Source organism: Streptomyces sp. NPDC001617, from assembly GCF_053596855.1.
Genome location: NZ_JBSFHA010000046.1, coordinates 1 through 23,937, shown reverse-complemented (window position 1 = coordinate 23,937; position 23,937 = coordinate 1). Strand labels below are relative to the sequence as shown.

The following is a 23,937-nucleotide window of genomic DNA, read 5'->3' as shown; positions in this document are numbered from 1 at the left end:
TCGCGAGCCCAGGACGCCACCCCTCACACCCGACTCCCCGAAGCCGTATCGGCCGACAGCCGCTGCGCCACATAGATCGGAACCACCGACAGCAGCACCAGCACGGCCGCCACCACGTTCACCACCGGCGCCTGTTGGGGCCGGGTCATGTTGTTGAAGATCCAGATGGGGAGGGTCTCGATGCCGGGCCCCGCGGTGAACGTGGTCACCACGATCTCGTCGAAGGACAACGCGAAGGCGAGCAGTCCGCCCGCCAACAGCGCCGACCGCACCAGCGGGAAGGTGACGTCGACGAAGGCGCGGAAGGTGTCGGCGCCGAGGTCCATCGCGGCCTCCTCGTAGGAGCCGGACGTACGCCGCAACCGCGCGACCACGTTGTTGAAGACCACGACGATGCAGAAGGTCGCGTGGCCGACGATCACCGTGAACAGCCCCAGACCCACCCCCAGCGGCTCGAGTACCGTGCCGAAAGCCGAGTTGAGGGCGATGCCCGTGACGATGCCGGGCAGGGCGATCGGCAGGACGACCACGAAGGAGATGGCGTCACGGCCGAAGAAGCGGTGCCGGGCCACGGCGAAGGCGATCAGCGTACCGAGGACCAGGGCGATGGCGGTGGCACCGAGGCCCGCCTTGACCGAGGTCCAAAGGGCTTCCCGCGCACCGGAGTTCTGCCAGGCGACGGACCACCAGTGCAGCGTGAGACGCGGCGGCGGCCAACTCGCGCTGCGGTCCGGGTTGAGGGAGTTGACGAGCACGAGCAGCAGCGGGACGTAGATCACGGCGAAGCCGAGCCCGGCGGCGACGCGCAGGGCGATGCGCGCGGAACGGGAGAGTTGCACGGCGGGCTCCTCTACAGGCTGCTGAGCGCGCCCGTACGACGCATGGCCAGCAGGTACAGCACGATGACGACGACCGGGACCGTGCCGAGCGCGGCGGCCATGGGCAGGTTGAGCTCGATGTTGGAGTAGACGAGGTTGCCGATCAGCTGGGTCTTGCCGCCGACGATCTGCACGGTGATGTAGTCACCGAGGCTGAGTGAGAAGGTGAAGATCGACCCGGCGGCGACGGACGGCAGCACCATCGGCAGCACGACCGACCGGAAGGTGCGCCAGGTCCGCGCGCCCAAGTCGGCTGACGCGTCAAGCAGGTTGGCGGGCAGCTGCTCCAACGCCGTGTGGATCGGCAGGATCATGTACGGCAGCCAGAGGTACGTCAGTGTCAGTACGGCCGCCGGGAGTCCGAACCCCGGCCCGCTGAGCCCGAACGGCTTCAGCATCCAGTCGGCGAGCCCGCCCTCGGACAGGATGAGCCGCCAGGCGTACACCTTGACCAGGTAACTCGCCCACAGCGGCGTGAGGATGGCGACGACCAGCAGCGGACGCCACTTCGCGCGGGCGACGCGGGCGGTGTAGAAGGCCACCGGGAAGGCGATCACCACGCACAGGGCCGTCACCGCGAGGGCGACGCCGACGCTGCGCACGATCACCTGCCGGTAGACGGGCGTGGTGAACAGCTCGTGGAAGTTGTCGGTCGACCAGACCTTCACCACCTCGGAGGTGAAGGAGTCGGTCGTCCAGAATGCCGAGACGAACAGCACGGCGAGCGAGCCGAGGTAGAGCACGGCCAGCCACAGCAGCGGAGCGGTCAGCAGCAGGGCCAGCCGGAGGCGGGGGCGGCGGTGCAGCGCCCCCGCGGTCCGGGTCAGCAGTGCCATGGGTCAGCCCTTGATCTCGGTCCAGGCCTGGACCCACTTGGCGTACGGCACGCACTTGACGTCGGTACGTCCGTCGAGGCACTGCTCGATGGGCGTGTTCCAGAAGGCGATGTTCTTCCAGTAGCTCTCGTCGGCCGCGTGGTAGGTGGTGCAGAAGTTCTTGTCCGACGTCAGCTCGCAGGCCTTGGAGTTGGCGGGTGCCTCGCCGAAGTACTCGGCGACCTGGGCGTTGACCTTCGGGGAGACGATCCAGTTCATCCACTGGTAAGCGCAGTTGGGGTGCTTGGCCTTGGAGTAGAGCATCCAGGTGTCGGACCAGCCGGTCGAACCCTCCTTGGGTACGAAGGCCTTGACCTTGACGCCTTCCTGGGCGGTCAGGTTGGCGATGACCTGCCAGGTGGTGCCGACCACGGAGTCACCGCTCTTGAAGGCGGAGATCTCCTTCAGATAGTCGCTCCAGTACTCGCCGATGTTCGCGTTCTGCTTCTTCAGCAGGGCGACGGCCGCGTCGAACTGCTTCTGGTCGAGCGCGTAGGGGTCCTTGATCTTCAACTCCGGTTTGGTGGCCTTGAGATACAGGGCCGCGTCGGCGATGTAGATCGGGGAGTCGTACGCGGTGACGTGCCCCTTGTACGTCGAGGCGTCGTCGAAGACGGCCGACCAGGAGGTCGGTGCGGGCGTCACCTTCTGGGTGTTGTACATCAGCAGGTTGGCGCCGCGGCCGTGCGGGATGCCGTACATCCGGCCCTTGACGGAGTTCCAACTGCCGTTCTTCAGACCGCTGAAGATGTCCTTGTAGTGGGGGACGAGCTTGGTGTTGACGGGGGCCGCGTCGCCGGAGGCGATGAGGCGCAGGGAGGCGTCGCCGGAGGCGGAGACGGCGTCGTACTCGCCGGTCTTCATCAGCTTGACCATCTCGTCGGAGCTGGCGGCGACCTTGGAGTTGACCTTGCAGCCGGTCTGCTTCTCGAAGGGGGTGACCCAGTCGACCTTGGGGTCGTTGGAGCCGTTCTCGACGTAGCCGGCCCAGGCGATCAGGTTGACCTGGCCCTCGGACTTGCCGAGCTTCGACCGGGCTTTGAGATCAGGGGGGTTGAGGCCGGTGGACGAGGAACCGCCGTTGCCGGAGGAGCCGCAGGCGGTGGCGGCGAGGAGCAGTGCGGCGGCGGAGGCCGCGACCTGGAGGGTTCGGGTGAGGCGCACGACGTTCTCCAAAACGGGAGGGGGCTTCAGCGGTTGTCCGGGACCTGGATCGAGTGGCGGCGGTGCCAGCGCAGTCGCACCCGGGTGCCGCGGTAGGCGGCCACGTCCTCGGCGGAGGTGTCCAGGTTCTGCTGGAGGGCGGTGAGCCGGCCGCCTGCGTCGAGGTCGACCAGGAAGCGGGTGGCGTCCCCGAGGTAGACGACCTCGGCGACGGTACCGACGGCGGTGGCCTGGTCCGGCTCGTCGGCCTCGGCGGACTCCTTGAGAACGCGGATCTTCTCGGGCCGGATGCTGTAGACGCCGGGGGCGCCGACGACGCGCTGGGCGGACTCGCCCTCCAGCAGGTTCGAGGTGCCGACGAAGGAGGCGACGAAGGGGGTCGCGGGACGTTCGTAGATCTCGGCCGGGGCCCCCACCTGCTCGATCCGCCCCTGGTTGAAGACGGCGATGCGGTCGCTCATCGTCAGGGCCTCCTCCTGGTCGTGGGTGACGAAGACGAAGGTGATCCCGACCTCGCGCTGCAGCGCCTTCAGTTCGACCTGCATCTGCTCGCGCAGTTTCAGATCCAGGGCGCCCAATGGTTCGTCGAGCAGCAGCACACGAGGCCGTCCGACCAGAGCCCGTGCGAGAGCGACCCGCTGCCGCTGACCACCGGAGAGCTGGGCCGGGCGTCGCTTGCCGAACCCCTCCAGCCGCACCTCTGCCAGCGCCTTCCGCGCGCGCACGAGCCGCTCCGCCTTCGGCACCTTCCGCACCTTGAGCGGATAGGCGACGTTCTGCTCGACGGTCATGTGCGGGAACAGCGCGTAGTCCTGGAAGACGGTGTGCACGTCCCGCTCGAAGGGCGCGAGCCCGGTGACCTCCTGCCCGGCGAGTTCGATCCGCCCCTGCGTCGGTATCTCGAACCCGGCGATCATCCGCAGGACCGTGGTCTTGCCCGACCCGGACGGACCGAGCATCGAGAAGAACTCTCCGTCCCTGATCTCCAGGTCGATCCCGGCCACGGCGGTCGTCTCCGCGAACGACTTCCGCAGATCCTGCAGCCGGATCGCAATTCCCTCCATGGACGGGAACCTTTCTGGCGTTCTCGTACGTTGCACGGAAAGATATGAAGTCATAGTTCAAAGCTCAAGGCCCCCTTAGGGTAAAGCTTGAGTCAACGCACAAGGTGGTGGCCGTGAAGCAGCAGCAGATGAACGGCGGCGCCCGCAGAGCCGTCTTCGCCCCGGTGGACAGCCGGGCGCGGGTCGACGCGGTCGTCCGCCGTATCGGCGACGCCATCGAGCTGGGCCTGCTCGCCGACGGGGAGCAGCTGCCCGGCGAGAGCGAGCTGGCAGGACAGCTGGGCGTCTCCACGGTGACCCTGCGCGAGGCCCTCATGGCCCTTCGCCAGCAGGGCCTGGTCACCACGCGCCGGGGCCGCGGCGGCGGCTCCTTCGTCTCCCGCCCCGAGGTCCCCGGCGAGGAGCGCCTCAAGGTCCGGCTGCGCGGCTGGAGCACCGAGGAACTCCGCGACCTGGGCGACCACTGGGCGGCCCTCTCCGGCACGGCGGCACGCCTGGCCGCGGAGCGCACGGAACCGGACGACCTCCTCCAACTCCGCCGTACGGCCGAGGAGTTGGCGCACGCGGAGGACGCGGCAGCCCGCAGCCGCGTATACGGCCGCTTCCACGTCGAGTTGGCCGCGGCCGCCCAGTCGGCCCGTCTCACCCGCGAGCAGGTCGCCCTGCAGACCGAGGTCGGGGCGCTGCTCTGCCTTGTGTTCGGGGACGACGAATATCGTGAAGAGGTGGCAGACCGTCACCGCTCCGTAATCTCGGCCGTGCAGGATGGAGCCCACGAATCGGCCAGGGAGCTGGCCGAGCGGTGCGTCCGGGAGTCGACGGCGAAGCTCATCGGGCTCCGGCTGGCGCTCTGACCCGCCACCGCCCCGGCTCCCGTCGGTGGGAGGGCACGGATGAGCCTGGCGTCGGCGCCACTGCACACGGCACCACCGGAGGAGCTGGTCGCGATCCGGGTCCGCTCCGCCCTGGAGAGCGTGTTCGAGGCCGTCGCCGCCACCCGTGCCGACACCGTGGCCCTGCTGACCCGGGTGGCCGCGGAACACCGCCGCCCCGCGACGGTCGACCTGGCAGCCCTCCGCCCGGGTCTCCACCTGCGCCTGAACCGGTACGAGCTGGTCTCCGGAGTCGGCTTCGTGGCGGCCCCCGGCCTGCTGACGGACGTACCGGCGTGGCTGGAGTGGTGGCAGACGGGCGCCGAGGGCGACGTACGGCCGCTCCTCCTGGACCTGGACCCGAACCAGTCGGCGTACTCGGACTACACGCACTGGGACTGGTTCGCCCTGCCCCGCGACACCGGCCGGCGAGCCGTGGCGGGCCCCTACGTCGACTACCTCTGCTCGGACGAGTACAGCCTCACGCTCTCGGCCCCCGTCGAAGTGCAGGGCCGTTTCGCGGGGGTGGCCGCGGCCGACGTCTACCTGCGCCACTTCGAGACGGCGGTACTCCCCCTCCTCCGCCAACTGCCCGGCCCCGCCCACCTGGTGAACGCACGCGGGCGCGTGGCGGCATCCGCGGACCCGGCACACCTCGCCGGTTCGCTCACCAAGGGCCCGGACTTCGCAGCCGTACTGGAAAGGGGCGGACCCAGCCGCTTCCCCGGCACGCGACTGATCCCCTGCCGGGGCATCCCCCTGGTCCTGGTGATCTCCGCTGCTGACGAGGCACCGTCGGCGACCTGAACGCCGGCGGGGCCCGGTCAGGCCTCGCCGGCCGGCACCACCCTCAGGTGCGCCCCCGCGAGCCGTGTCCTGCGGGCCCGCGACCGGTCACGGCGCGCCTCCCGCAGCACCAGTGTCAACCGCGTGTACCCCATCTCCTGGAGGGTCCGGGGCGTCTCGTCCACGATCCGGCATTCGGTCGCGCCCCATCGCGGATCGGGATGGACCACGGACCGTACGGCCCCGTCGTGCACGACGGCCCGTTCCCCCATCGCCCGGATCCAGTGGGGCAGCCCCTGACGGTAGGCGGCCTCCATGATCGGGTCCTGGGCGATGTCCCGCCGGATGGCCTGCAGCCCGTGGTCGTGTCCGTACCGCTCCACAGCGGCGGCGAAGTGGGCGAGCACGGGCAGGCACCAGCTCGACTCGTGCTCGCCCAGAACCGAACCCGCGTCCGGATGGAAGAGCACGAACCGCAGGAAGTTCTGGCCCGGCATGGCCGTCGGATGCGGGCCGACCTCACCGAAAAGTGACGCGAAAGCGTTGTTGGAGAGAACCACGTCCCACCGGCGGTCGAGTACGACGGACGGAAACGGGACGGCCTCCAGAAGCGTGGCGTAGTCCCGCAGATACGCCAGATTGGCCTGGTCCTCGGGACTCGCGGGGACGGGCCGCGGTGCCGGCCGCTGCCCTCCTGCCTGATACGCCATCGGGAGGTCACCCCTCTTGCCTCTGCGGCCTTCACGCGGCACCTTGATCCTGCGGCCCGGACACGAGTCGTGTCAACTATCGTGGCATTTCATGCCGGTTGACGGCCGAAACTGGCCACAGTTGTGGCGAGACCTGGATGTGAGTTCGAACCACCCGGTAATGTCCGTCGAGTTCACGGCAACCGCTTGTGAGAAGCCTGTGAGAAACGTAGGAGATCTGTCGGTGACGGATGGCTTCGAGAGTCCGGGCACCACGACGACGCCCCACGCCCTGTCGGCCGTCGTCGCACGCGTGACCACGCTCGCCGACCGCCTCGGCCTGCCGCAGTCGGAGATCTTCGACACGCGCCGCCTCTCCACCACCTCGGGCGTCCCCGAACCGGTCGTCAAGGCCCTCCTGGCCGGCCGCCGGGCAGGCGAACCCGACGTCCAGGCCCGCTTCCTCCAGCGCCTGGACCTGCTGCGCCGCACCCGCCTGAAGCCCAACGGCCGCAAATACACCCAGCAGGAGATCGCGGACGGCGCGGGCATGTCCCGCCAGCAGGCCGGCGCCCTGATCAACGGCGACCGCCGCCCCACCATGGAGCACTGCGACGCCATCCAGCGCTTCTTCCGGGTCCACGCGGGCTTCCTCACCGCCGAAGACCCCGAAGCCCTCACCCACACCCTCCAGAGCACCGAACAGGAGCTCCTCCAGAAACTCGCCGAACGCGAGGAGACGGCGGCCCCCGTCGACGACCCCCTGGAGAAGCTGCTGCAGGACCACGGCGTCCGGGGCATCGCCTGGCGGGCCGCCCAGCTCCCCACCGACCAGCACCGCGACAAGGTGGCCGAGTGGCTGGACATGCTCCTGGAGAGCGTCAAGCGGCCCGAGAAGTGAGCCGGGGGAGGACTGTGGCCATCGCCAGGGAAATGCGCCGACTGTGCGGCGCGTTGATCACGGAACTGACCCTCCCCGCCCCCGCGGCCCCCACGGACCTCTACGGCGCCCTGTGCGAGGCGATGAGCCGACGCCGCGGCCGCCCGGTCCACTTCCGCACCGCGGCCTTCCCGCCCGGCACGGCAAGCGGCCTCTGGCTCGACATGGCCGACCAGGACCTGGTGGTCATCGAGGAACGAACCGCCCCCGACCACCAGTTGGTGATCCTCGGCCACGAGCTCTGGCACATGCAGGCCGGACACGGCACCCATCACGTGGAGGGCGCCAAGGTGGCGGCCCGTCTCCTCCAGAACACCACCGACCTCCAGGCCACGGTCCGCAAGGTCGCCGCCCGCACCCACTCCGACCTGGCCGATGAACAGGACGCGGAGAGCTTCGGCCTGCTCCTGGCCAGCAAGTGCCGCACCTGGCTGGCGGGTTCGGGAGCCCGGGGCCCGATACAACGCGACCACCTCGCCGGCCGCATAGAGGCCTCCCTCGGCTACCTGGGCCCGCAGAGCTGACTCGCCCCGCCAACCCCACCCTCACGTAGCACTGCGCTCACTGGCCTCCCGCAGATCCAGCTCCAGCTCCCGACTCACCACACCCCCCGGCCGCCCCTCCAGAAGCAGCTCCCGCCAGTGCTCCCGGCTCCAGTCCGCCGGATGGGTGGTCCCCGTGAACTCCTCCACCAGCGACACGAACCGCCCCGGGTCGCTGTGGAACGGGAAATGCCCGGCCCCCTCGAAGATCTCCAACCGACTCCCCGGCATGGCCTCATGGGCCCCGTACGCATGCCGCACGGGTACGACACTGTCCCGGTCCCCCCACAACAGCATGGTCGGCATGCCTTCCGTCAGGTAACACCGGTCCAGCATGGTCACGACCTGTCCGCGCCAGTCCACGACGGCCCGCAGCGTGCGAATGAACGCGTTCCGAGAGGTCTCGTCCGGCAGGGCGTCCACGAGGTTGACCAACTCGGCGGCGTCCTGGCCGAGGTCGGTGTCCAGAAGCTTCATCAATCCCACCGCGAGCCCCACTTGGAGCCGCATTCCGGGCAGCCGAAGGCTGGAGAGCATCAGATGGGCACCGGGCAGCGAGACCAGCCGCAGCACGGGATTCACCTCCCGCCCCACCCCACCCGCGCTGACCAGGATCAACCGCTCGGTCCGTTCGGGAAACTGATACGCGAACTGCATCGCCACACCGCCACCCAGCGAGTGCCCGACCAGGGTCGCCGACTCGATACCGAGTGTGGTGAGCAGGTCCCGGACGCCGTTGGCATACGCGGCGACCGAGTAGTCGGCACGCGGTTTGTCGGAGGCGCCGTGGCCGAGGAGGTCAGGGGCGATGACGGTGTGGGTGCGGGCGAGGTCGGGGATGAGATCGGCCCAGGTGGCCGAGGAGTCGCCGATGCCGTGTATCAGGACGAGGGCGGGCCCCTTGCCGGCCATGCGGAAGGCACGCCGATAGCCGTGCACCACGCGGTACTGCAATTCCAGTTCACCGTCGCCCACCGGACGCAGCCGTACTGCGCGCACCGGGCGCCGGTGCGGGACATCGACCACGCAAGCCTCCCTTTCCAAGGCCACCCCAGGCAGCCGAAAGCTCTTGCTCTCCAGCGTAGAACCGCTTTCCCACAAGGGATTTCGAGGACGTTTCGCCTCGGCTAAGCGAGCGAACCCGCAGGTGCCCGAACCCCATTGTCAGTGGCGCACGGCAAGCTGGAGTCGCGCACTCACACAGGGTGCGGACCGACGACGCCGACACGGGGAGAGCCGACGATGCCCACTGCCGTACTGACCGACCGCGAGCGCACCGCCGTACAGGCCTACCTGCGGCTGTTGCACACCGTACGAGCCGCCTTCGACGGTCCGCCCGGCGAGGCGCGACCACCTCTCGTGCCGCCCTCCGTGCTGGCCGAGGCGGAACAGGCACTGGCAGCCGCCGGGCTGACGGGGAACGAGGAGGAGTTCTTCCGGCTGCTGCAGAGCTGGTACCCGGAGCCATGACCGCCGGCACCGTCGGCCGGGGGCTCAGGCGGCGGCGTGCGGCACCGTGACCGCCGTCGCCACCAGCCCCCGCCGCACGGTCCAGCGGCCCTCGAAGCGGCTGAGCCGCCGTCCCCCGACCACTGGCCCGGGGACGAGGAGTTCGGCGCGGAAACCGCCGCTGAGCCGTTCGCCCGGGTCGGCGAGGACCTCGATGTCGGCCTCGCTGAAGTCCAGCCAGAGGCCGGTGAGAGGGAACCACGCCTTGTAGACGGACTCCTTGGCGCTGAACAGGAGGCGGTCCCAGTGCACGCCGGGGTGGTCGGCTGCCAGGCCGTGCAGCCGGGCGGCCTCGGCGGGCAGGGCCACGGCGTCGAGGACTCCCGCGGGGAGGGCGTCGTGGGGTTCGGCGTCGATGCCGAGGGAGGCGAGGTCGGTGGCGCGGACCAGGGCGGCGGCGCAGTAGCCGTCGCAGTGGGTCATGCTGCCGGCCAGGCCGGGCGGCCAGCCGGGGGCGCCGCGTTCGCCGGGGACCAGGGGCTGCGGGGGTACGCCGAGCTTGTCCATGGCGCGGCGGGCGCAGGCACGTACGAGGGCGAACTCGCGGCGGCGCTTCGGCACGGCCTGTGCGACGACCGCGGCCTCCTCGGGGTACAGCGGCGCGGGCTCGGTGCCGTCGTCACCGTGCACCTCTACGGCGACCACAGTGCCCGGCAGCAGCTGCTCGATCACCCGACCCCGACCTCCTTCGGCAGCACCCGGCGCAGCCTCCCCGGATCCGCCGACCGCTTCTTCCACTCCCGCGGATATCCGACCGACACCTCCTCGAACCGGACGCCCTCGTGCCAGGTGGTCCGGGGGATGTGGAGGTGGCCGTAGACCATCGTCTCGACACGGAAGCGGCGGTGCCAGTCGGCGGTCAGTTCGGTGCCGCACCACATGGCGAACTCGGGGTACCAGAGGACGTCACAGGGGTGCCGGTCCAGGGGGTAGTGGTTGACGAGGACGGTGGACAGGTCGTCGGGGAGGGCGGCGAGCCGCTGTTCGGTCTCGGTGACCCGGGCCCGGCACCAGGCCTCGCGGGTCGGGTAGGGGTCGGGGTGGAGCAGGTACTCGTCGTTGCAGACGATGCCGGTGCCGTGCGCGTACTCCAGTCCCTCGGCCTTGGTGGCGCAGCCGGCCGGCAGGAACGAGTAGTCGTAGAGGAGGAAGAGCGGTGCCACGGCGACGGGGCCGCCGGGGCCGTCCCAGACGGGGTAGGGGTCCTCGGGGGTCGTGACGCCCAGGTCGCGGCACATCTCGACCAGGTGCTCGTAGCGGGCGACGCCGCGCAGGGTGACCGGGTCGCCGGGGTGCGTCCACAGCTCGTGGTTGCCGGGCGCCCAGATCACCTGGGCGAAGCGGCTCGCGAGGGTCTTCAGCGCCCAGCGGACGTCGGAGACGTTCTCCGAGACGTCGCCGGCGACGAGCAGCCAGTCCTCGTCGGTCCCGGGGCGCATCGCCTCGACCAGGGCCCGGTTCTCCGGGTATCCGATGTGCAGGTCGCTGATGGCCAGCAGCTGTCGGGCATCACCGGCCGTCGACGTCACCTCGCACCCCCTCCACTCGGACGGGACCACGACAACACATTCACGGCGTCCGGACAAGGCGGCACCAGGCCCGTGACACCGGTCTTCTCCTGGCAACTCGTGGTCCCGGTGGGCATGACCGGGAAATCCGTAACACGTACGTTGCACGCGCGGCCCTCTGGAAGCCGTATGATCGCCCCACCACCACCGCTACGGAATTCCCTTCACAGGGGCGGTTTGGTGACCCTCCAACTCCCCTGCCCGGGCACGGGCTGCTCAGCCGTGCCCGCGAACCGTGAAAGGACGGCCCTGCATGGTCTCTCGCGTACGCGTCTGGCTCAACCGCACGTACGCGGAGAACGTGTTCTTCATGGATCAGCTGCGGCGAAATCCCAGCGATCGGGCCGTCGAGATCCATGCGACGCACGGCGACGCCGACTCTCCCGTGCTGGCCGCCGCCGACACGGCGGAACTGGAGCCGGAGGGGCTGTCCCCGGCCGCGTACGTCGAGTACGCGCTCGACCAGTGCCAGCGCCGTGGGATCGACGTCTTCGTGCCCCGGCTGCAGCAGTCGGCGATCGTGGCGCACCGCGCGGACTTCGAGGCGGTCGGTACGGCGCTGCTGGCGCCGCCGCCGGAGGCGGTCGCCGTCTTCGAGGACAAGGTGATCGCCTACGAGGCCGTGCAGGCGATCGGGGTGCCGGTGCCGTTGTGGTGGCGGGTGCGCAGCGCCGATGAACTCGTCGCCGCCGTCGAGGAGTTGGAGGCGGGCGGGCACAAGGCGTGCTTCAAGCCGGCGTCCGGTGCGGGTGGGGTGGGCTTCCGTGTGATCACGCGCACCCCCTTCTCGATGGTTCACCTGAACGGGTTCCCGAGCCCCTACGTGCCGCTGGACACGGTCGTGGAGGTGCTGAAGCAGTCCGACGAGCCGGTCGACTGGATCGTGATGCCGCGCCTTGAGCAGCCGGAGGTGTCGGTGGACTGCCTCACCGGGCCGGACAACCGGGTGCGGCTGGCGATCGGGCGGACGAAGAACGGGCGTCGGCGCGGGTTCACGCTGCACGAGCAGTGGCTGGAGCCGGCGCGGCGGCTCGCCGAGGAGTTCGGGCTGCACTATCTGTCCAACATCCAGTTCCGGATGTTCGGGGACGAGCCGGTGTTGATGGATGTCAACACGCGTCCCGCCGGCGGCTTGCACCAGCTCTCCCTGTGCGGTGTCAACGCCCCTTGGGCAGCTGTGCAGTTGGCGCTGGGTGAGGACCCGGGTGAGGTGACGCCGCCGTTCCTGGGGCAGGACTACACGGTGGTTTCCGGGCCGCGGCCGCTCCGTGCCGTTTCTCTGCCCGCACAGCGAGTCGAGGAGACCGAGCCTCTGCTGCCCGTGGTGCCTGCACCCGTGGAGAGCGTTGAGGCCGCGGCGGAGGCACTCCCGCTCTAGGTTCAGCCGCACGTCAGTCCACTCACCGGTATGGACCAATTCCGTCATTCTCCTTGACAGGCGGATTGGTCCATACCAACTTGGTTGCGCACCCCTCTGCACTTCTCTCTGCACTCCCGAACACCCCCATTCCTTCAGGGAGATCGCGTGCGCAACACACTCAGACGTTCCAGACGTCGGCTTCTCGCTCTCCTCGGTTCCGCCGCTCTCGCGCTCGCCGGAGCCATCGCTCTTCCGGGTACCGCACAGGCGGCCAACATCCTGACCAATCCGGGCTTCGAGTCGGGGAGCCTCTCGCCCTGGTCGTGCACCGGGAATCTCGGTTCGATCGTCTCCTCACCCGTGCACGGGGGCTCCAAGGCCCTGCAAGGGGCGGTGACGGACAGCGACAACGCGCAGTGCACGCAGACCGTCTCCGTGCAGCCCAACACGGCGTACAACCTGACCGGTTGGGTGCGCGGCAGCTATGTGTACCTGGGCGTGAGCGGCGGCGCCTCGAACTGGACCACCTCTCCGTCGGCGTACAGCCAGCTGTCCGTGTCGTTCACCACGGGGGCCTCGCAGACCAGCGCCACGATCTACGTCCACGGCTGGTACGCCCAAGGGACCTACTACGCCGACGACATCAGCCTCGACGGGCCCGGTGGCGGTGGGGGCGGGTCCGACACCCAGGCGCCGACCGCGCCCACCGGGCTGACCTCCACCGGCAAGACCTCGTCGAGTGTGTCGCTGTCGTGGAACGCGTCGTCGGACAACGTGGGTGTCACGGCGTACGACATCTACAGCGGCTCGAACAACGTGCTCAGTGTGTCCGGGACGAGTGCGACTGTCAGCGGCCTTTCGCCGAGCACGAGTTACGCCTTCACCGTCAAGGCACGGGACGCTGCCGGGAACACCTCCGGTGCCTCCAACTCGGTGTCCGTGACCACCGACGCGGGCAGCGGTGGCGGGAGTGGGTTCAAGCAGGCCGCGCCCTATCTGTACGAGGGCTGGGGCGATCCGCCGAGTCCGAGCACCGTGATGAGCGCCACCGGCATCAAGTGGTTCACGATGGCGTTCGTGCTGGACTCCGGTGGCTGCACGCCCGCCTGGGACGGCAGCCGGGCGCTGACCGGCGGGGTCGACCAGACCGCCATCAACCAGATCCGGTCGGCCGGCGGTGACATCGTGCCGTCCTTCGGCGGCTGGCAGGGCAGCAAGCTCGGTGCCAACTGCTCCTCCGCGAGCGCGCTCGCCGGAGCCATCCAGAAGGTGATCGACGCCTACGGGCTCAAGGCCGTCGACATGGACATCGAGAACACGGACGAGTTCGAGAACGAGGCCGTGCAGGCGAAGATCCTGACCGCGCTGAAGACCGTCAAGGCCAACAACCCCGGGCTGAAGACGATCGTCACCTTCGGCACGTCGACCACCGGGCCGACGTACTACGGCAACCGGCTCATCGAGCAGGCCCAGTCGCTCGGCGCCAACATCGACGTCTTCACGATCATGCCGTTCGACTTCGGCGGCGGCTCGGACATGTACGGCAACACCGTGAACGCGGCGGAGGGCCTGAAGGCCAAGCTGAAGTCGACGTTCGGATGGGACGACGCCACCGCGTACTCCCACATCGGCATCTCCGGCATGAACGGCCTGTCCGACCAGCAGGAGACCACGACCACGGCGATCTGGACCCAGATCAAGGACTGGTCCAACAGCCATCACATCGCACGCCTCGCCTTCTGGTCGGTCAACCGTGACCGGCCGTGCCCGGGCGGCGGCGTGGTGAGCAACTGCTCCGGCATCAGCCAGAACAACTGGCAGTTCACCTCGATCACGGCCGGCTTCACCGGCTGACGGCGACCGGAAGAAGGGCTGGCGCCCGGGCCCCCGCGGCGGGAAGAATCGTGTCCCGCCGCGGGGGCCTCCTCGTGGTCCGACGTGACGGAAATCGGGGGCGGCACAGGCGTGAGGAAGAGGATCGCGGCCGCCTGGTGTCTGGTGCTCCTCCTCGCGCTCGGCCTCGCCGCCTGCGGGGTGCCCGGGGAGAGCGACAAGGCCCCCGAGTCCGTGCGACAGCGCCCCGGCCAGGCCGACTTACAGGCCTCGGTCGTCGACGACCGCAAGCACCTCTTCGACGGTTCCCTCGCCTACGACCCCTCCGTCTCGGTCTCCGTCGACGGCAACCTGACCTACGACGTCCGCCTCACCGCGCGGGACGAGAAGTCCTCGCACGGCACCGCACAGGCCGCGCTGGTGACCCGGGCCTTCCAGGTGGGCGGGGCCGAGGGGGCCGCTCTGTCGGCCGGCGACTCGGATGTGCGGGTGGTGTTGCTGACCCCCATGCCCAAACACCAGTTCATCGCCCGGCCCGGAGACACCGCGGAGTGGCAGTGGAGCGTGTCCGCCACCGAGCCGGGCGACTACGGCCTCGCCCTCACCGTGACCACGTTCCAGGGCGACTCGGACCGCGCCCTGGACACCCTCGCCCCGATCACCATCCACCTGAGCGTGCACAACACCTGGTCGCACCGTTTCGCCTCGATGCAGAACTGGCTGTACACGGCGGCGGGCATCGCGGGCGCCCTGGTGGCCGTCCACGCGCTCCGGGCTCCCCTGACCGAACTCGTACGAGGACGGCGGGAAGCCCGGCGACAGCGCGACGAGGACCGGGACGGCTACATGTGAGCGACCGTCAGAATCGGCCCGACCCCCGGTACAGCTCCAGCTCCCCGTCCAACTCGACGGCCAGCACGGTGGCGTACGGGTCCAGGTCCGCCTCCGTCGGCGGGTCGATCCACAGCACGCCGACCGCGTCGTGCAGCCCGCCGACCACCCGCGCGCCGAGCTCGGTGCCGGTGCCCACCACGCTGACCTTGCGGACCTTCGTGGCCAGGCCCCGGACGCCGATCTCGGCGCGCGGGATGTCGAACAGGGTGAGGTAGAGAGTGCGCCGGTCGGCGGAGAGGGTGCTGGGCCCGTAGTGGTGCCCGGCGGGCAGGCCGCGCACCGTGCCGTACACCGCCTCCGCGTGCTTGCGGATCCACTCCCCCAGGCCTTCCAGGCGCTCGACCTGCGGCTGCGGGATGGTGCCGTCCTCCATCGGGCCGACGTCGAGGAGGAGGTTGCCGCCTCCGCCGATCGTCTCCGTGAAGTAACGGACCAGCTGGGCAAGGGACTTGTGGTTGTGGTCCTGGTGCTGGTAGCCCCACGAGTCGTTGATCGTCAGGCACAGCTCCCAGGGACCGTCCGGCGGCACGATGGGCGCGCCCTGCTCCGGCGTCGCGTAGTCGCCCTCGCTGAGCATGCGGGCGTTGAAGACGACATGCGGCACGTACGAGCGGATGTGCGCGGCGAGTTCGGGGATCCGCCACTGCTCCTCGCTGCGGTCCCACTCGCCGTCGAACCACATCAGGTCGGGGTGGTAGCGGGAGGCCAACTCCGTGATCTGGCCGTCCCGGTAGGCGATGAACCGCTCCCAGGCCTGAAGGTCCTCGTCCTCGGCCGCCACCTCGGAGTAGCGGTTGTCCTCCTGCTCCGGCGGGCGGCCCGGCTTGCGCGTGGAGGCGTAGTCGGGGTGGTTCCAGTCGGAGTGGGAGTAGTAGAAGCCGACCTTGAGGTCCTTCTCGCGCAGGGCCTCGGCGTAGGGGCCGAGGTAGTCCCTGCCGAGGTTGAGGTCGCCGTACTCCGTGTCCCACAGGGCCACGCCGTCGTGGTGACGGCTCGTCAGGACCGCGTACCTGGCGCCGGCCCGGGCGAACAGGTCCGCCCACGCCTTCGGGTCGTACTTGGCACCCGTGAAACGCTCCAGCTGGGACATGTACTGGTCGTGCGGCACGATGTCGTCGTAGAACGACCAGGACTCCTGGACGCCGTCGACAGCGTAGATGCCCCAGTGGACGAAGATCCCCAACTTGGCGTCGGTGAACCAGGGTTGCATGGGCATCGGTCAGGCCCTCCGCAGGCGGAGCGTCAGGATCTGGAAGGGGCGGAGGGAGACGGAGACCCCGCCGTCGGCCGACTCCGCGTCCTCCAGGGGGCGTTCGAGCAGGTCGGTCACCTGGGCACCGGCCAGCGGGAAGCTCGTGCGCAGCACACCCGTGGCCCGTCCGCCGTTGGACTCGTAGAGGCGGACGACGACGTCGCCGCTCTCGTCGTCGGCCAGCTTCACGGCCTCGACCGTCACGCCCTCCCCGTCCACGGAGACGACCGGCTCCGGCGCGCCCGCCGAATCGGCCACCCTCAGCGGGAGGTTGAGGGCGTAGCCCTCGGCGACGGCGTCCTCGATGCTCGCGCCGGGCAGGAGCGAGTACGTGATGCGGTGGCGGCCCTGGTCGGCGCCCGGGTCCGGGACGCGCGGGGCGCGGACCAGGCTGAGGCTGACCCGAGTCGTCGTACCGCCGTCCTCGCGGACCGTGCGGGAGACGTCATGGCCGTAGGTCGAGTCGTTGATCACGGCGACGCCGTAGCCGGGCTCGGCCACGTGCACCCAGCGGTGGCCGGAGACCTCGAAACGGGCCGCCTCCCAGCTGGTGTTGGTGTGCGTGGGCCGCTGGATGTGGCCGAACTGGATCTCGGCGGAGGAGTGCGGGGCGCGGATGTCGACGGGGAAGCCCGCCTTGAGGAACTTCTCGGCCTCGTGCCAGTCGATGTCCGTCTCGAAGTCGATCCGGGGGCTGCCCGCGCGGAGCGTGATCGTCTGGGTGATCTGCGAGCCCTTGCCGAAGGATCGGGTGACACGGATCGAACCGAGCAGCGGGTCCTCGTCGACGACGACCAAGGAGTCGGCGTCCAGCAGGTCCGTGTAGCGGTTCTTGTAGTGCTTGTCGACGTCCCAGGCGTCCCAGTAGTTCGGGAGGTCGGTGTGCAGGCGCAGCAGGTTGCCCTTGTCGGCCAGGACTTCACGGCCGCCGGCCCGCAGGTCGCGCACGGACGCCAGCGTCCCGTCCTCCGCCACCTCCACCCGCACCAGGCCGTTGTCGAGGACGCGCCCGCTCACCGTGACCGGCTGCGGGGCCTCGGCCACCACGACCGGCGCGCTGCCGTTCGCCGGCACCTCGACGTACGTGGGCACACCGGTGGCGGTACGGATGACCTCGGCGCGGTCGAAGGGGCTGGTGTTGAAGACCCGGGTCCCGCCACCGCCCAGCGCGGCCACGGCCTCCGCGGTCAGCTCCTCCAACTCGACGGCCACGCGGGCGTATTCGGCCTCCGCCTCCCGGTGCACCCAGGCGATGGACGAACCCGGCAGGATGTCGTGGAACTGGTGCAGCAGCACCGTCTTCCACAGCCGGTCCAGCTTCTCGTACGGGTAGGCGTAGCCCGCCGCGTGCAGCGCCGCCGTCGTCGCCCACAACTCGGCCTCGCGCAGCTTGTGTTCGGAGCGACGGTTGCCCTGCTTGGTGCGGGCCTGCGAGGTGTAGGTGGCGCGGTGCAGTTCCAGGTAGAGCTCACCGACCCACACCGGGGCGTCCGGGTACTCCTCGCGGGCCTTGGCGAAGAAGGCGTCCGGGTGCTCGACGACGACCTTGGGCGAGCCCTCCAGGTCGGCCAGCCTGCGTGCCCGTTCCATGATCTCGCGGGTGGGGCCGCCACCGCCGTCGCCCCAGCCGAAGGGGGCGAGGGAGCGGGTGGCGTTGCCCTTCTCGGCGTAGTTGCGGACCGCGCGGGACATCTCCTCGCCGCTGAAGCGTGCGTTGTAGGTGTCGACGGGCGGGAAGTGGGTGAAGATGCGGGTGCCGTCGATGCCCTCCCACCAGAAGGTGTGGTGGGGGAAGGTGTTGGTCTGGTTCCAGGAGATCTTCTGGGTGAGGAACCAGTCGTTGCCGGCGAGCTTGGCGAGCTGCGGGTACGCGGCGTTGTAGCCGAAGGAGTCCGGCAGCCAGACGCCCTTGGTCTCGATGCCGAAGTGCTCGATGAAGAACCGCTTGCCGTGGACGAGCTGGCGGGCGATGGCCTCGCCGCCGGGCAGGTTGCCGTCGGACTCGACCCACATGCCGCCGACCGGCGCCCACTGGCCCTTCTTCACGGACTCCTGGATGCGGGCCCAGACGTGCGGGTAGTTGTCGCGCACCCACTCGTACTGCTGGGCCTGGGAGCAGGCGAAGACGAACTCCTCGTACTCGTCGGCGAGCGAGGTCACGTTCGAGAACGTACGGGACGTCTTGCGCTTGGTCTCACGGATGGGCCACAGCCACGCCGAGTCGATGTGGGCGTGGCCGACGCCGGAGATGACGTGGGCGCTGGCGTTCGCGGGCTTGGACAGGACCGGGCGCAGGGCCTCGCGCACGGCTGCGGCGGAGCCCGAGATGTCGTCCAGGTCCAACAGGTCCAGGGAGCGGTCCAGCGCGTGCATGATCTCGTGCCGGCGCGGGTCGTGCTCACCGAGCTCGACCATCAGCTCGCGCAGCACCTGGAGGTCGAGGTCGAGGTGCCAGACCTCCTCGTCGAGGACGGCGAGGTCGGCGCGCTGGAAGGTGTAGAGGGGCTTGTCGCCGGCGGTCAGGACATCGCCCAGCGGGGTCGGAGCCGCGAAGTTGTTGGCGAGGATGTCGGGGTTGGAGGCCGCCTCGACCAGATAGTCGATCTGTTCGCCGCCCTGCGCCGGGTTCGCGATCGGCACGTACTGGTTGAGCGGGTTGACCGCCTTCAGCGGGCGGCCGTCGGGCAGGTGGACCAGGGCCTCGGCCTGGTTGCCCGGCCAGTCGCCGACGAAGCCGAGGTCGATGACCGCCTCCACGCGCCTGCCCGCCCACTCGGCGGGCACCCGGCCGTTCATCCGGAACCAGGTCGTGCCCCACGGCGGGCCCCACAGGGTGTCCATCGCGAAGGGCTCGTAGCGCGCGGACGCGGCCTCCTCGAAGGGGACCGGCTCGCCCGGCGCCTGCCAGGCCTCGACCGTCATCGGGACGGTGGCCGCGTAGACGGCGGGCTTGATGCGCTGGGTGTGGAGGCGCTCGGCGCGCTCCTCGATCCGGCGGCGTTCGTCGTGCATCAGAAGTCTCCAGTGCGGGAGAGAGCGGAGGGAAAGCGCTTTCCAGCGAGTGCTTACTTAAGGTACGCCAGGCCGGGGTGGACGTCGGCATAGCCCTCGACCAGCCGTCGGGCCACGTTCACGGAGTCGACCAGCGGGTGCAGCGCGAACGCCTTCACCGCTGTCGTACGGGAGCCGGACTCGGCGGCGGCGAGCACCTCGCGCTCGACCGCCTTGACCGCGCAGACCAGCCCGGTGGCGTGGTCGGGCAGCGGGGCGACGGAGACCGGGTGGGCGCCGTTGGCGTCGACCAGACAGGGCACCTCGATGACCGCGTCGGTGTCGAGCACGGAGAGTGTGGTGCGGTTGCGGACGTTGAGGATCAGGGTGGTGCGTTCGTCGCGGGCGATGGCCCGCATCAGGGCGAGCGCGACCTTCTCGTAGCCGCCGGAGAGGTCGTCGGCGTCGCGCTCCCCGGCGCCCGCGGTCTCCCGGTTCTCCGCCATGTACGTCGCCTCGCGCTCGGCCCGGGTGCGGTCCCAGGCGGCGAGGGCGTGGGCGTCGGGGTCGCGCATCTCCTCGTAGAAATGGGCCTGCTGGTCGCGGAGGAAGGCGCCGCGGGTCTTCTCGGCCTGCTGGTAGGCGCGGACGGCCTCGCGGTTGAAGTAGTAGTAGTGCAGGTACTCGTTCGGGATCGCGCCGAGGGACTGGAGCCAGTCGACGCCGAAGAGCTTGCCCTCCTCGAAGGAACCGAGCAGGTCGGGGTCGGCGAGCAGCCGCGGGAGCTCGTCACGCCCTGCGATGTGCAGGCCGCGGACCCAGCCGAGGTGGTTGAGGCCGACGTAGTCGATCCACGCCTCCTTCGGGTTCCCGCCGAGCACCCGGGCGATACGGCGGCCGAGGCCGACCGGCGAGTCGCAGATGCCGATGACGCGGTCGCCGAGGTGGCGGGACATGGCCTCGGTGACCAGGCCGGCCGGGTTGGTGAAGTTGATGACCCAGGCGTCGGGGGCGAGCCGGGCCACCCGCTGGGCGATGTCGACGGCGACGGGAACGGTCCGCAGGCCGTAGGCGATGCCGCCCGCACCGACCGTCTCCTGGCCGAGGACGCCCTCCGCGAGGGCCACCCGCTCGTCGTTCGCCCTGCCCTCCAGACCGCCGACGCGGATCGCGGAGAAGACGAAGTCGGCTCCGCGCAGGGCCTCGTCGAGGTCGGTCGTCGCGGTGACGTCGGGGGCGTCGGCGACCTGCGCGGCCTGCTCGGCGAGGACACGGGTCACCGCGGACAGCCGGCCGGCGTCCAGGTCGTGCAGGACGACCTCGGTGACCCGGCCCTCGCCTCTGTCGCCCAGGAGCGCCCCGTACACGAGCGGCACCCGGAACCCGCCGCCGCCCAGAATCGTCAGCTTCACGCTTGCACCTTTCCTGCCACGACCACTTCGACGCCCGCCTCCTCCAGCGAGGAGCGGGTCGCCGGATCGGCCGGCGCGTTCGTCACCACCACGTCCAGGTCCTCGGGACCGCAGACCTTCGCCATCCCGGTGCCCGGGAACTTCGCCGAGTCGGCGAGCAGGACGACCTTCTCGCTCGCCTTGATCATGGCGCGCTTGACCGGCACCTCGACGACCGTCGTGTCCATCACCTGCCCACCGGGGCGCACTCCACTGGTGCCGAGGAAGAGCCAGTCGGCATGCAGCTGGCGCAGGTTGTCCTCGGTGAGGAAGCCGACCAGGGAGCGGTACTCGCGGCGGAGCATGCCGCCGAGCAGCACCAGTTCGATGCCCTCGTCGTCGGCGAGCTCCTCGTAGACCACCAGATTGCTGGTGATCACCGTGAGGCGGCGGCCGTGCAGCTGGCGGGCGAGCCGGAAGGCCGTGGTCCCGATGTCGAGCAGGACGGACTGGCCGTCGCTCACCATCGCCGCGGCACGGGCGGCTATCGCGTCCTTCTCGGCCACGCGGACCTCGGCGACCTCGGCGAAGGGCTGGTCGCCCTCGTCCGCGACGGCGCCGCCGTGCACGCGCGTGAGCAGACCGTCCTCCTCGAGCTTGACCAGGTCGCGCCTGATCGTGGCGGGGCTCACGCCCAGCTGCTCGGAGAGGTCGGTCACAGCCGCGGGGCCACCGGAGCGCAGGGCCCGCAGGATGAGTTGGTGTCGTCGTTCTGCCAGCACGGCGTGCACACTACTCGTCATCTTCAATCATTTCCATGCTCAGTTCTGCTCGGGTATTGACCAATCTCGTGGATCAGCGCACGATTCCCGTCATCGAAAATGACGAGTTTTGACGAGAGGCTGTGCGCGTGGACGACGACAGGCCCGACGTGCTCCTGACCGGGCTGCTCTTCTACGACCTCGTCCTCACGGGGCTCGGGAAGCCGCCGACGCCGGGTGAGGAGATCTGGACGGACGGCATGGGCTGCGGCCCCGGCGGCATCGCGAACCTCGCGGTGGCCGCGTCCCGGTTCGGTCTGCGCACCTCGCTGGCCGCGGTCTTCGGCGACGACTTCTACGGCGAGTACTGCCGTGACATCCTGTGCGACCAGGAAGGCATCGACCTCTCGCTCTCCCGCACGGCGGACGGCTGGCACACCCCCGTCACCGTCTCGCTCGCACACGGGAACGACCGCGCCCTGGTCACCCACGGCCAGGAGCCCCCGTACTCGCAGGACGTGCTGATGGGCGACCCGCCCGAGGCGCGCACCGCCCTCATCCACCTCGAGGCCGAGCCGCGCGAGTGGATCGCCGAGGCCGCCGCGAACGGCACGCACGTCTACGCCGACGTCGGCTGGGACCCCACCCAGGAGTGGTCCACCGACCTCCTCGACCAGCTGAAGCTCTGCCACGCCTTCCTCCCCAACGAGACCGAGGCGATGGCCTACACCCGCACCGACAGCGCGGTCGCGGCCCTCGGCACGCTCTCCGAACTCGTCCCGGTCGCCGTGGTCACGCGCGGCGGGGACGGCGCGGTCGCCGTCGACCAGGTCACCGGCGAGTACGCGGAGGTCCCGGCCCTGGACGTCGACGTCCTCGACGCGACGGGCGCCGGTGACGTGTTCGGCGCGAGCTTCGTCGCCGCCTCGCTCGGCGGCTGGCCGCTGGAGGAACGGCTGCGGTTCGCCGTTCTGGCCGCGGGCCTGGCCGTCCAGCACCACGGCGGGGCGCTCGCCGCGCCCGGCTGGTACGGCGTCGCCCGCTGGTGGCGCTCCCTGACCGACCCCGACCTCAAACGCGCGTACGGCTTCCTGGCGGACCGTCTCCCGTCGGACGTCGGCCCGCCGGTGCGGTACGCGCCGGTGACCCCGCCCGCCCCGCACACGCTCGTCGGTCCACGCGTCTCCGACCGGCTGCACTGACCCCTCAAGCCCCTCAGCACCTCGAACAGGAACAACAGGAGTGACCCGTGGACCTTTCTCGTAGAGGCTTCCTCCAGGCCGCCGCGCTCACCGCGGCCGCGTCCGGCCTGACCGTCGCGTGCGGCGGCAGCTCGGGATCGGGCGGCACCAAGAACGGCAAGAACCTCACCCTGTGGTACTGGGGTGGCGCGCTCAGCGAGAAGGTGGTCGCGGAGGCGAAGACGCACTTCAGCGGCCAGATCAAGCTGACCACCGCCTCCATAGGCGGCGACTTCAAGCAGAAGCTCACCACCACCATCGCGGCGGGCACCTCCGTGCCGGACATCACCGGCATCAAGGGCGAGGACATCGCGTCCTTCCTGCCCAACGCCAACCGCTTCCTCGACCTGAACGACCTCGGCTTCAAGAAGCTCTCGTCCCAGTACCTGGACTGGAAGACCAAGCTCGCCCAGACCGCGGACGGCAAGCAGATCGGCTTCCCGATCGACATCGGCCCCACCGCGCTGTTCTACCGCGAGGACCTCTTCGCCAAGGCCGGGGTGCCGACCGACCCCGACAAGGTCGCCGCCCTGGTCAAGACCTGGGAGGACTACTTCACGCTCGGCACCGAGCTGCAGAAGAAGAACCCCGGCACCTACCTGGTCAACAACCTCGGCTCCATGTTCGACATGACCGTCGGCCAGGGCACCCAGCGGTTCATCGACAAGAACAACCACTTCATCGGCGACCAGGACCACATCCGCGCCGCCTGGACCACGTCGGTGCGCCCCTACACCCTCGGCCTCGACGCCAAGATCAACGACAACACCTGGAACGCCGCAATCGGCAAGAACCTCCTCACCGAGCTCGGCGCGGCCTGGCACGCGCTGGACATCGAGCAGGCGGCCCCGGCCACCAAGGGCAAGTGGCGGGTGTGCGCGATGCCCGTCGGACCGGCCAACCAGGGCGGCTCCTACCTGGCCCTGCCCAAGCAGTGCCGCAACCCCGAAGAGGCATTCAAGATCATCAGCTGGATCCTCAGCCCCGCCAACGACGCCCGCGGCTTCACCGACGCCGCCATCTTCCCCGCCGCCCCGGCCGCCTACACCACGCCGGCCATGACGGGCCCGGACGCCTTCTTCGGCGGACAGAAGATCATCGAGGTCTTCGGGCCGGCCGCCAAGGCCGTCCCGGACGCCTACGAGGCCCCGGCCGACGCCGCTGTCATGGCTCCCTACAAGACGGAGCTGACCAACATCGAGGCCAAGGGCAAGAAGCCCGACGACGCCTGGAAGGACGCGGTCAGCCAGGCCAAGCAGATCGCCCGGCGGCAGGGGGTGAGCTGAGGTGTCGTCACCTCCGGTGACCGGCCCCGCCGAGGCGCCCC

At 69.9% G+C, this 23,937-nt stretch carries 22 protein-coding genes; 10 read left to right on the top strand and 12 right to left on the bottom strand.

Features of this window, described 5'->3' with window-relative positions; translation table 11 throughout:
• Positions 1 to 23 precede the first annotated feature (23 nt).
• Genes ACWC09_RS30055 through ACWC09_RS30040 form a run of 4 tightly spaced genes read right to left on the bottom strand, consistent with a single transcriptional unit; the run spans position 24 to position 3,981 of the window.
• Positions 24 to 839: an ABC transporter permease gene (locus ACWC09_RS30055; RefSeq protein WP_450854060.1), complete on the bottom strand. Its 816-nt coding sequence runs from the start codon at positions 837 to 839 to the stop codon at positions 24 to 26.
• An 11-nt stretch (positions 840 to 850) separates the two neighbouring features.
• A complete protein-coding gene (locus ACWC09_RS30050) occupies positions 851 to 1,714 on the bottom strand; it encodes an ABC transporter permease (RefSeq protein ID WP_450854059.1) in 864 nt (287 codons plus the stop codon).
• Between the two features lie 3 nt (positions 1,715 to 1,717).
• The gene (locus tag ACWC09_RS30045) at positions 1,718 to 2,917 is read right to left on the bottom strand and encodes an ABC transporter substrate-binding protein (RefSeq protein WP_450854058.1); all 1,200 of its coding nucleotides are present in this window, start codon (positions 2,915 to 2,917) and stop codon (positions 1,718 to 1,720) included.
• A 26-nt stretch (positions 2,918 to 2,943) separates the two neighbouring features.
• Entirely contained in the window at positions 2,944 to 3,981 is a 1,038-nt protein-coding gene (locus ACWC09_RS30040; protein WP_450854057.1) for an ABC transporter ATP-binding protein, read from the bottom strand.
• Between the two features lie 128 nt (positions 3,982 to 4,109).
• Here ACWC09_RS30040 and ACWC09_RS30035 point away from each other — a divergent pair, with 128 nt between their 5' ends.
• Both ACWC09_RS30035 and ACWC09_RS30030 read left to right on the top strand, forming a co-directional pair.
• Positions 4,110 to 4,835: a FadR/GntR family transcriptional regulator gene (locus ACWC09_RS30035; protein ID WP_450854092.1), complete on the top strand. Its 726-nt coding sequence runs from the start codon at positions 4,110 to 4,112 to the stop codon at positions 4,833 to 4,835.
• Positions 4,836 to 4,874: 39 nt separating this feature from the next.
• A complete protein-coding gene (locus tag ACWC09_RS30030) occupies positions 4,875 to 5,660 on the top strand; it encodes a PDC sensor domain-containing protein (RefSeq protein ID WP_450854056.1) in 786 nt (261 codons plus the stop codon).
• A gap of 17 nt (positions 5,661 to 5,677) precedes the next feature.
• On the opposite strand, the gene ACWC09_RS30025 is transcribed toward ACWC09_RS30030, so the two are convergent.
• The gene (locus ACWC09_RS30025; protein ID WP_450854055.1) at positions 5,678 to 6,349 is read right to left on the bottom strand and encodes an MmyB family transcriptional regulator; all 672 of its coding nucleotides are present in this window, start codon (positions 6,347 to 6,349) and stop codon (positions 5,678 to 5,680) included.
• A 223-nt stretch (positions 6,350 to 6,572) separates the two neighbouring features.
• Between ACWC09_RS30025 and ACWC09_RS30020 the strand changes: the two genes are divergently transcribed.
• Positions 6,573 to 7,229 (top strand): helix-turn-helix domain-containing protein, encoded by a 657-nt coding sequence (locus ACWC09_RS30020; RefSeq protein WP_450854054.1) that lies wholly within the window; start codon positions 6,573 to 6,575, stop codon positions 7,227 to 7,229.
• A gap of 32 nt (positions 7,230 to 7,261) precedes the next feature.
• Entirely contained in the window at positions 7,262 to 7,792 is a 531-nt protein-coding gene (locus ACWC09_RS30015; RefSeq protein WP_450854091.1) for a toxin-antitoxin system, toxin component, read from the top strand.
• A 21-nt stretch (positions 7,793 to 7,813) separates the two neighbouring features.
• Here ACWC09_RS30015 and ACWC09_RS30010 read toward each other — a convergent pair whose 3' ends face one another.
• Entirely contained in the window at positions 7,814 to 8,836 is a 1,023-nt protein-coding gene (locus ACWC09_RS30010) for an alpha/beta fold hydrolase (RefSeq protein ID WP_450854053.1), read from the bottom strand.
• Between the two features lie 216 nt (positions 8,837 to 9,052).
• Here ACWC09_RS30010 and ACWC09_RS30005 point away from each other — a divergent pair, with 216 nt between their 5' ends.
• Complete coding sequence (locus ACWC09_RS30005) at positions 9,053 to 9,280, top strand: hypothetical protein (RefSeq protein WP_450854052.1); 228 nt, start codon at positions 9,053 to 9,055, stop codon at positions 9,278 to 9,280.
• A gap of 24 nt (positions 9,281 to 9,304) precedes the next feature.
• Here ACWC09_RS30005 and ACWC09_RS30000 read toward each other — a convergent pair whose 3' ends face one another.
• The gene (locus ACWC09_RS30000) at positions 9,305 to 9,991 is read right to left on the bottom strand and encodes a 4'-phosphopantetheinyl transferase family protein (protein WP_450854051.1); all 687 of its coding nucleotides are present in this window, start codon (positions 9,989 to 9,991) and stop codon (positions 9,305 to 9,307) included.
• Positions 9,988 to 10,848 (bottom strand): metallophosphoesterase family protein, encoded by an 861-nt coding sequence (locus ACWC09_RS29995; protein ID WP_450854050.1) that lies wholly within the window; start codon positions 10,846 to 10,848, stop codon positions 9,988 to 9,990. The genes ACWC09_RS30000 and ACWC09_RS29995 overlap by 4 nt, the downstream gene beginning before the upstream one ends.
• A 292-nt stretch (positions 10,849 to 11,140) precedes the next feature.
• Between ACWC09_RS29995 and ACWC09_RS29990 the strand changes: the two genes are divergently transcribed.
• The 3 genes from ACWC09_RS29990 (at position 11,141) to ACWC09_RS29980 (ending at position 14,932) form a co-directional block, all read left to right on the top strand.
• Positions 11,141 to 12,265, top strand: a complete 1,125-nt coding sequence (locus tag ACWC09_RS29990) for an ATP-grasp domain-containing protein (RefSeq protein WP_450854049.1) — start codon at positions 11,141 to 11,143, stop codon at positions 12,263 to 12,265.
• A 147-nt stretch (positions 12,266 to 12,412) separates the two neighbouring features.
• Complete coding sequence (locus ACWC09_RS29985) at positions 12,413 to 14,101, top strand: carbohydrate binding domain-containing protein (RefSeq protein WP_450854048.1); 1,689 nt, start codon at positions 12,413 to 12,415, stop codon at positions 14,099 to 14,101.
• Between the two features lie 111 nt (positions 14,102 to 14,212).
• Positions 14,213 to 14,932 carry a hypothetical protein gene (locus tag ACWC09_RS29980; RefSeq protein ID WP_450854047.1) on the top strand — a complete coding sequence of 240 codons (720 nt, stop codon included), beginning with the start codon at positions 14,213 to 14,215 and terminating at the stop codon, positions 14,930 to 14,932.
• A gap of 7 nt (positions 14,933 to 14,939) precedes the next feature.
• Here ACWC09_RS29980 and ACWC09_RS29975 read toward each other — a convergent pair whose 3' ends face one another.
• The 4 genes from ACWC09_RS29975 to ACWC09_RS29960 are packed head-to-tail and all read right to left on the bottom strand — an operon-like array spanning position 14,940 to position 21,390.
• Positions 14,940 to 16,190, bottom strand: coding sequence for an alpha-L-fucosidase (locus ACWC09_RS29975; protein ID WP_450854046.1), 1,251 nt, complete (start codon positions 16,188 to 16,190; stop codon positions 14,940 to 14,942).
• A gap of 3 nt (positions 16,191 to 16,193) precedes the next feature.
• Entirely contained in the window at positions 16,194 to 19,238 is a 3,045-nt protein-coding gene (locus tag ACWC09_RS29970) for an alpha-mannosidase (RefSeq protein ID WP_450854045.1), read from the bottom strand.
• A 53-nt stretch (positions 19,239 to 19,291) separates the two neighbouring features.
• Complete coding sequence (locus ACWC09_RS29965; RefSeq protein WP_450854044.1) at positions 19,292 to 20,629, bottom strand: 6-phospho-beta-glucosidase; 1,338 nt, start codon at positions 20,627 to 20,629, stop codon at positions 19,292 to 19,294.
• On the bottom strand, positions 20,626 to 21,390 hold the full coding sequence (locus tag ACWC09_RS29960; RefSeq protein ID WP_450854090.1) for a DeoR/GlpR family DNA-binding transcription regulator: 765 nt from the start codon (positions 21,388 to 21,390) through the stop codon (positions 20,626 to 20,628). Before ACWC09_RS29960 ends, ACWC09_RS29965 begins: the two co-directional genes overlap by 4 nt.
• Before the next feature lie 128 nt (positions 21,391 to 21,518).
• Between ACWC09_RS29960 and ACWC09_RS29955 the strand changes: the two genes are divergently transcribed.
• Entirely contained in the window at positions 21,519 to 22,571 is a 1,053-nt protein-coding gene (locus tag ACWC09_RS29955; protein ID WP_450854043.1) for a carbohydrate kinase family protein, read from the top strand.
• Positions 22,572 to 22,618: 47 nt separating this feature from the next.
• The gene (locus tag ACWC09_RS29950) at positions 22,619 to 23,896 is read left to right on the top strand and encodes an extracellular solute-binding protein (protein WP_450854042.1); all 1,278 of its coding nucleotides are present in this window, start codon (positions 22,619 to 22,621) and stop codon (positions 23,894 to 23,896) included.
• Positions 23,897 to 23,937: the final 41 nt, after the last annotated feature.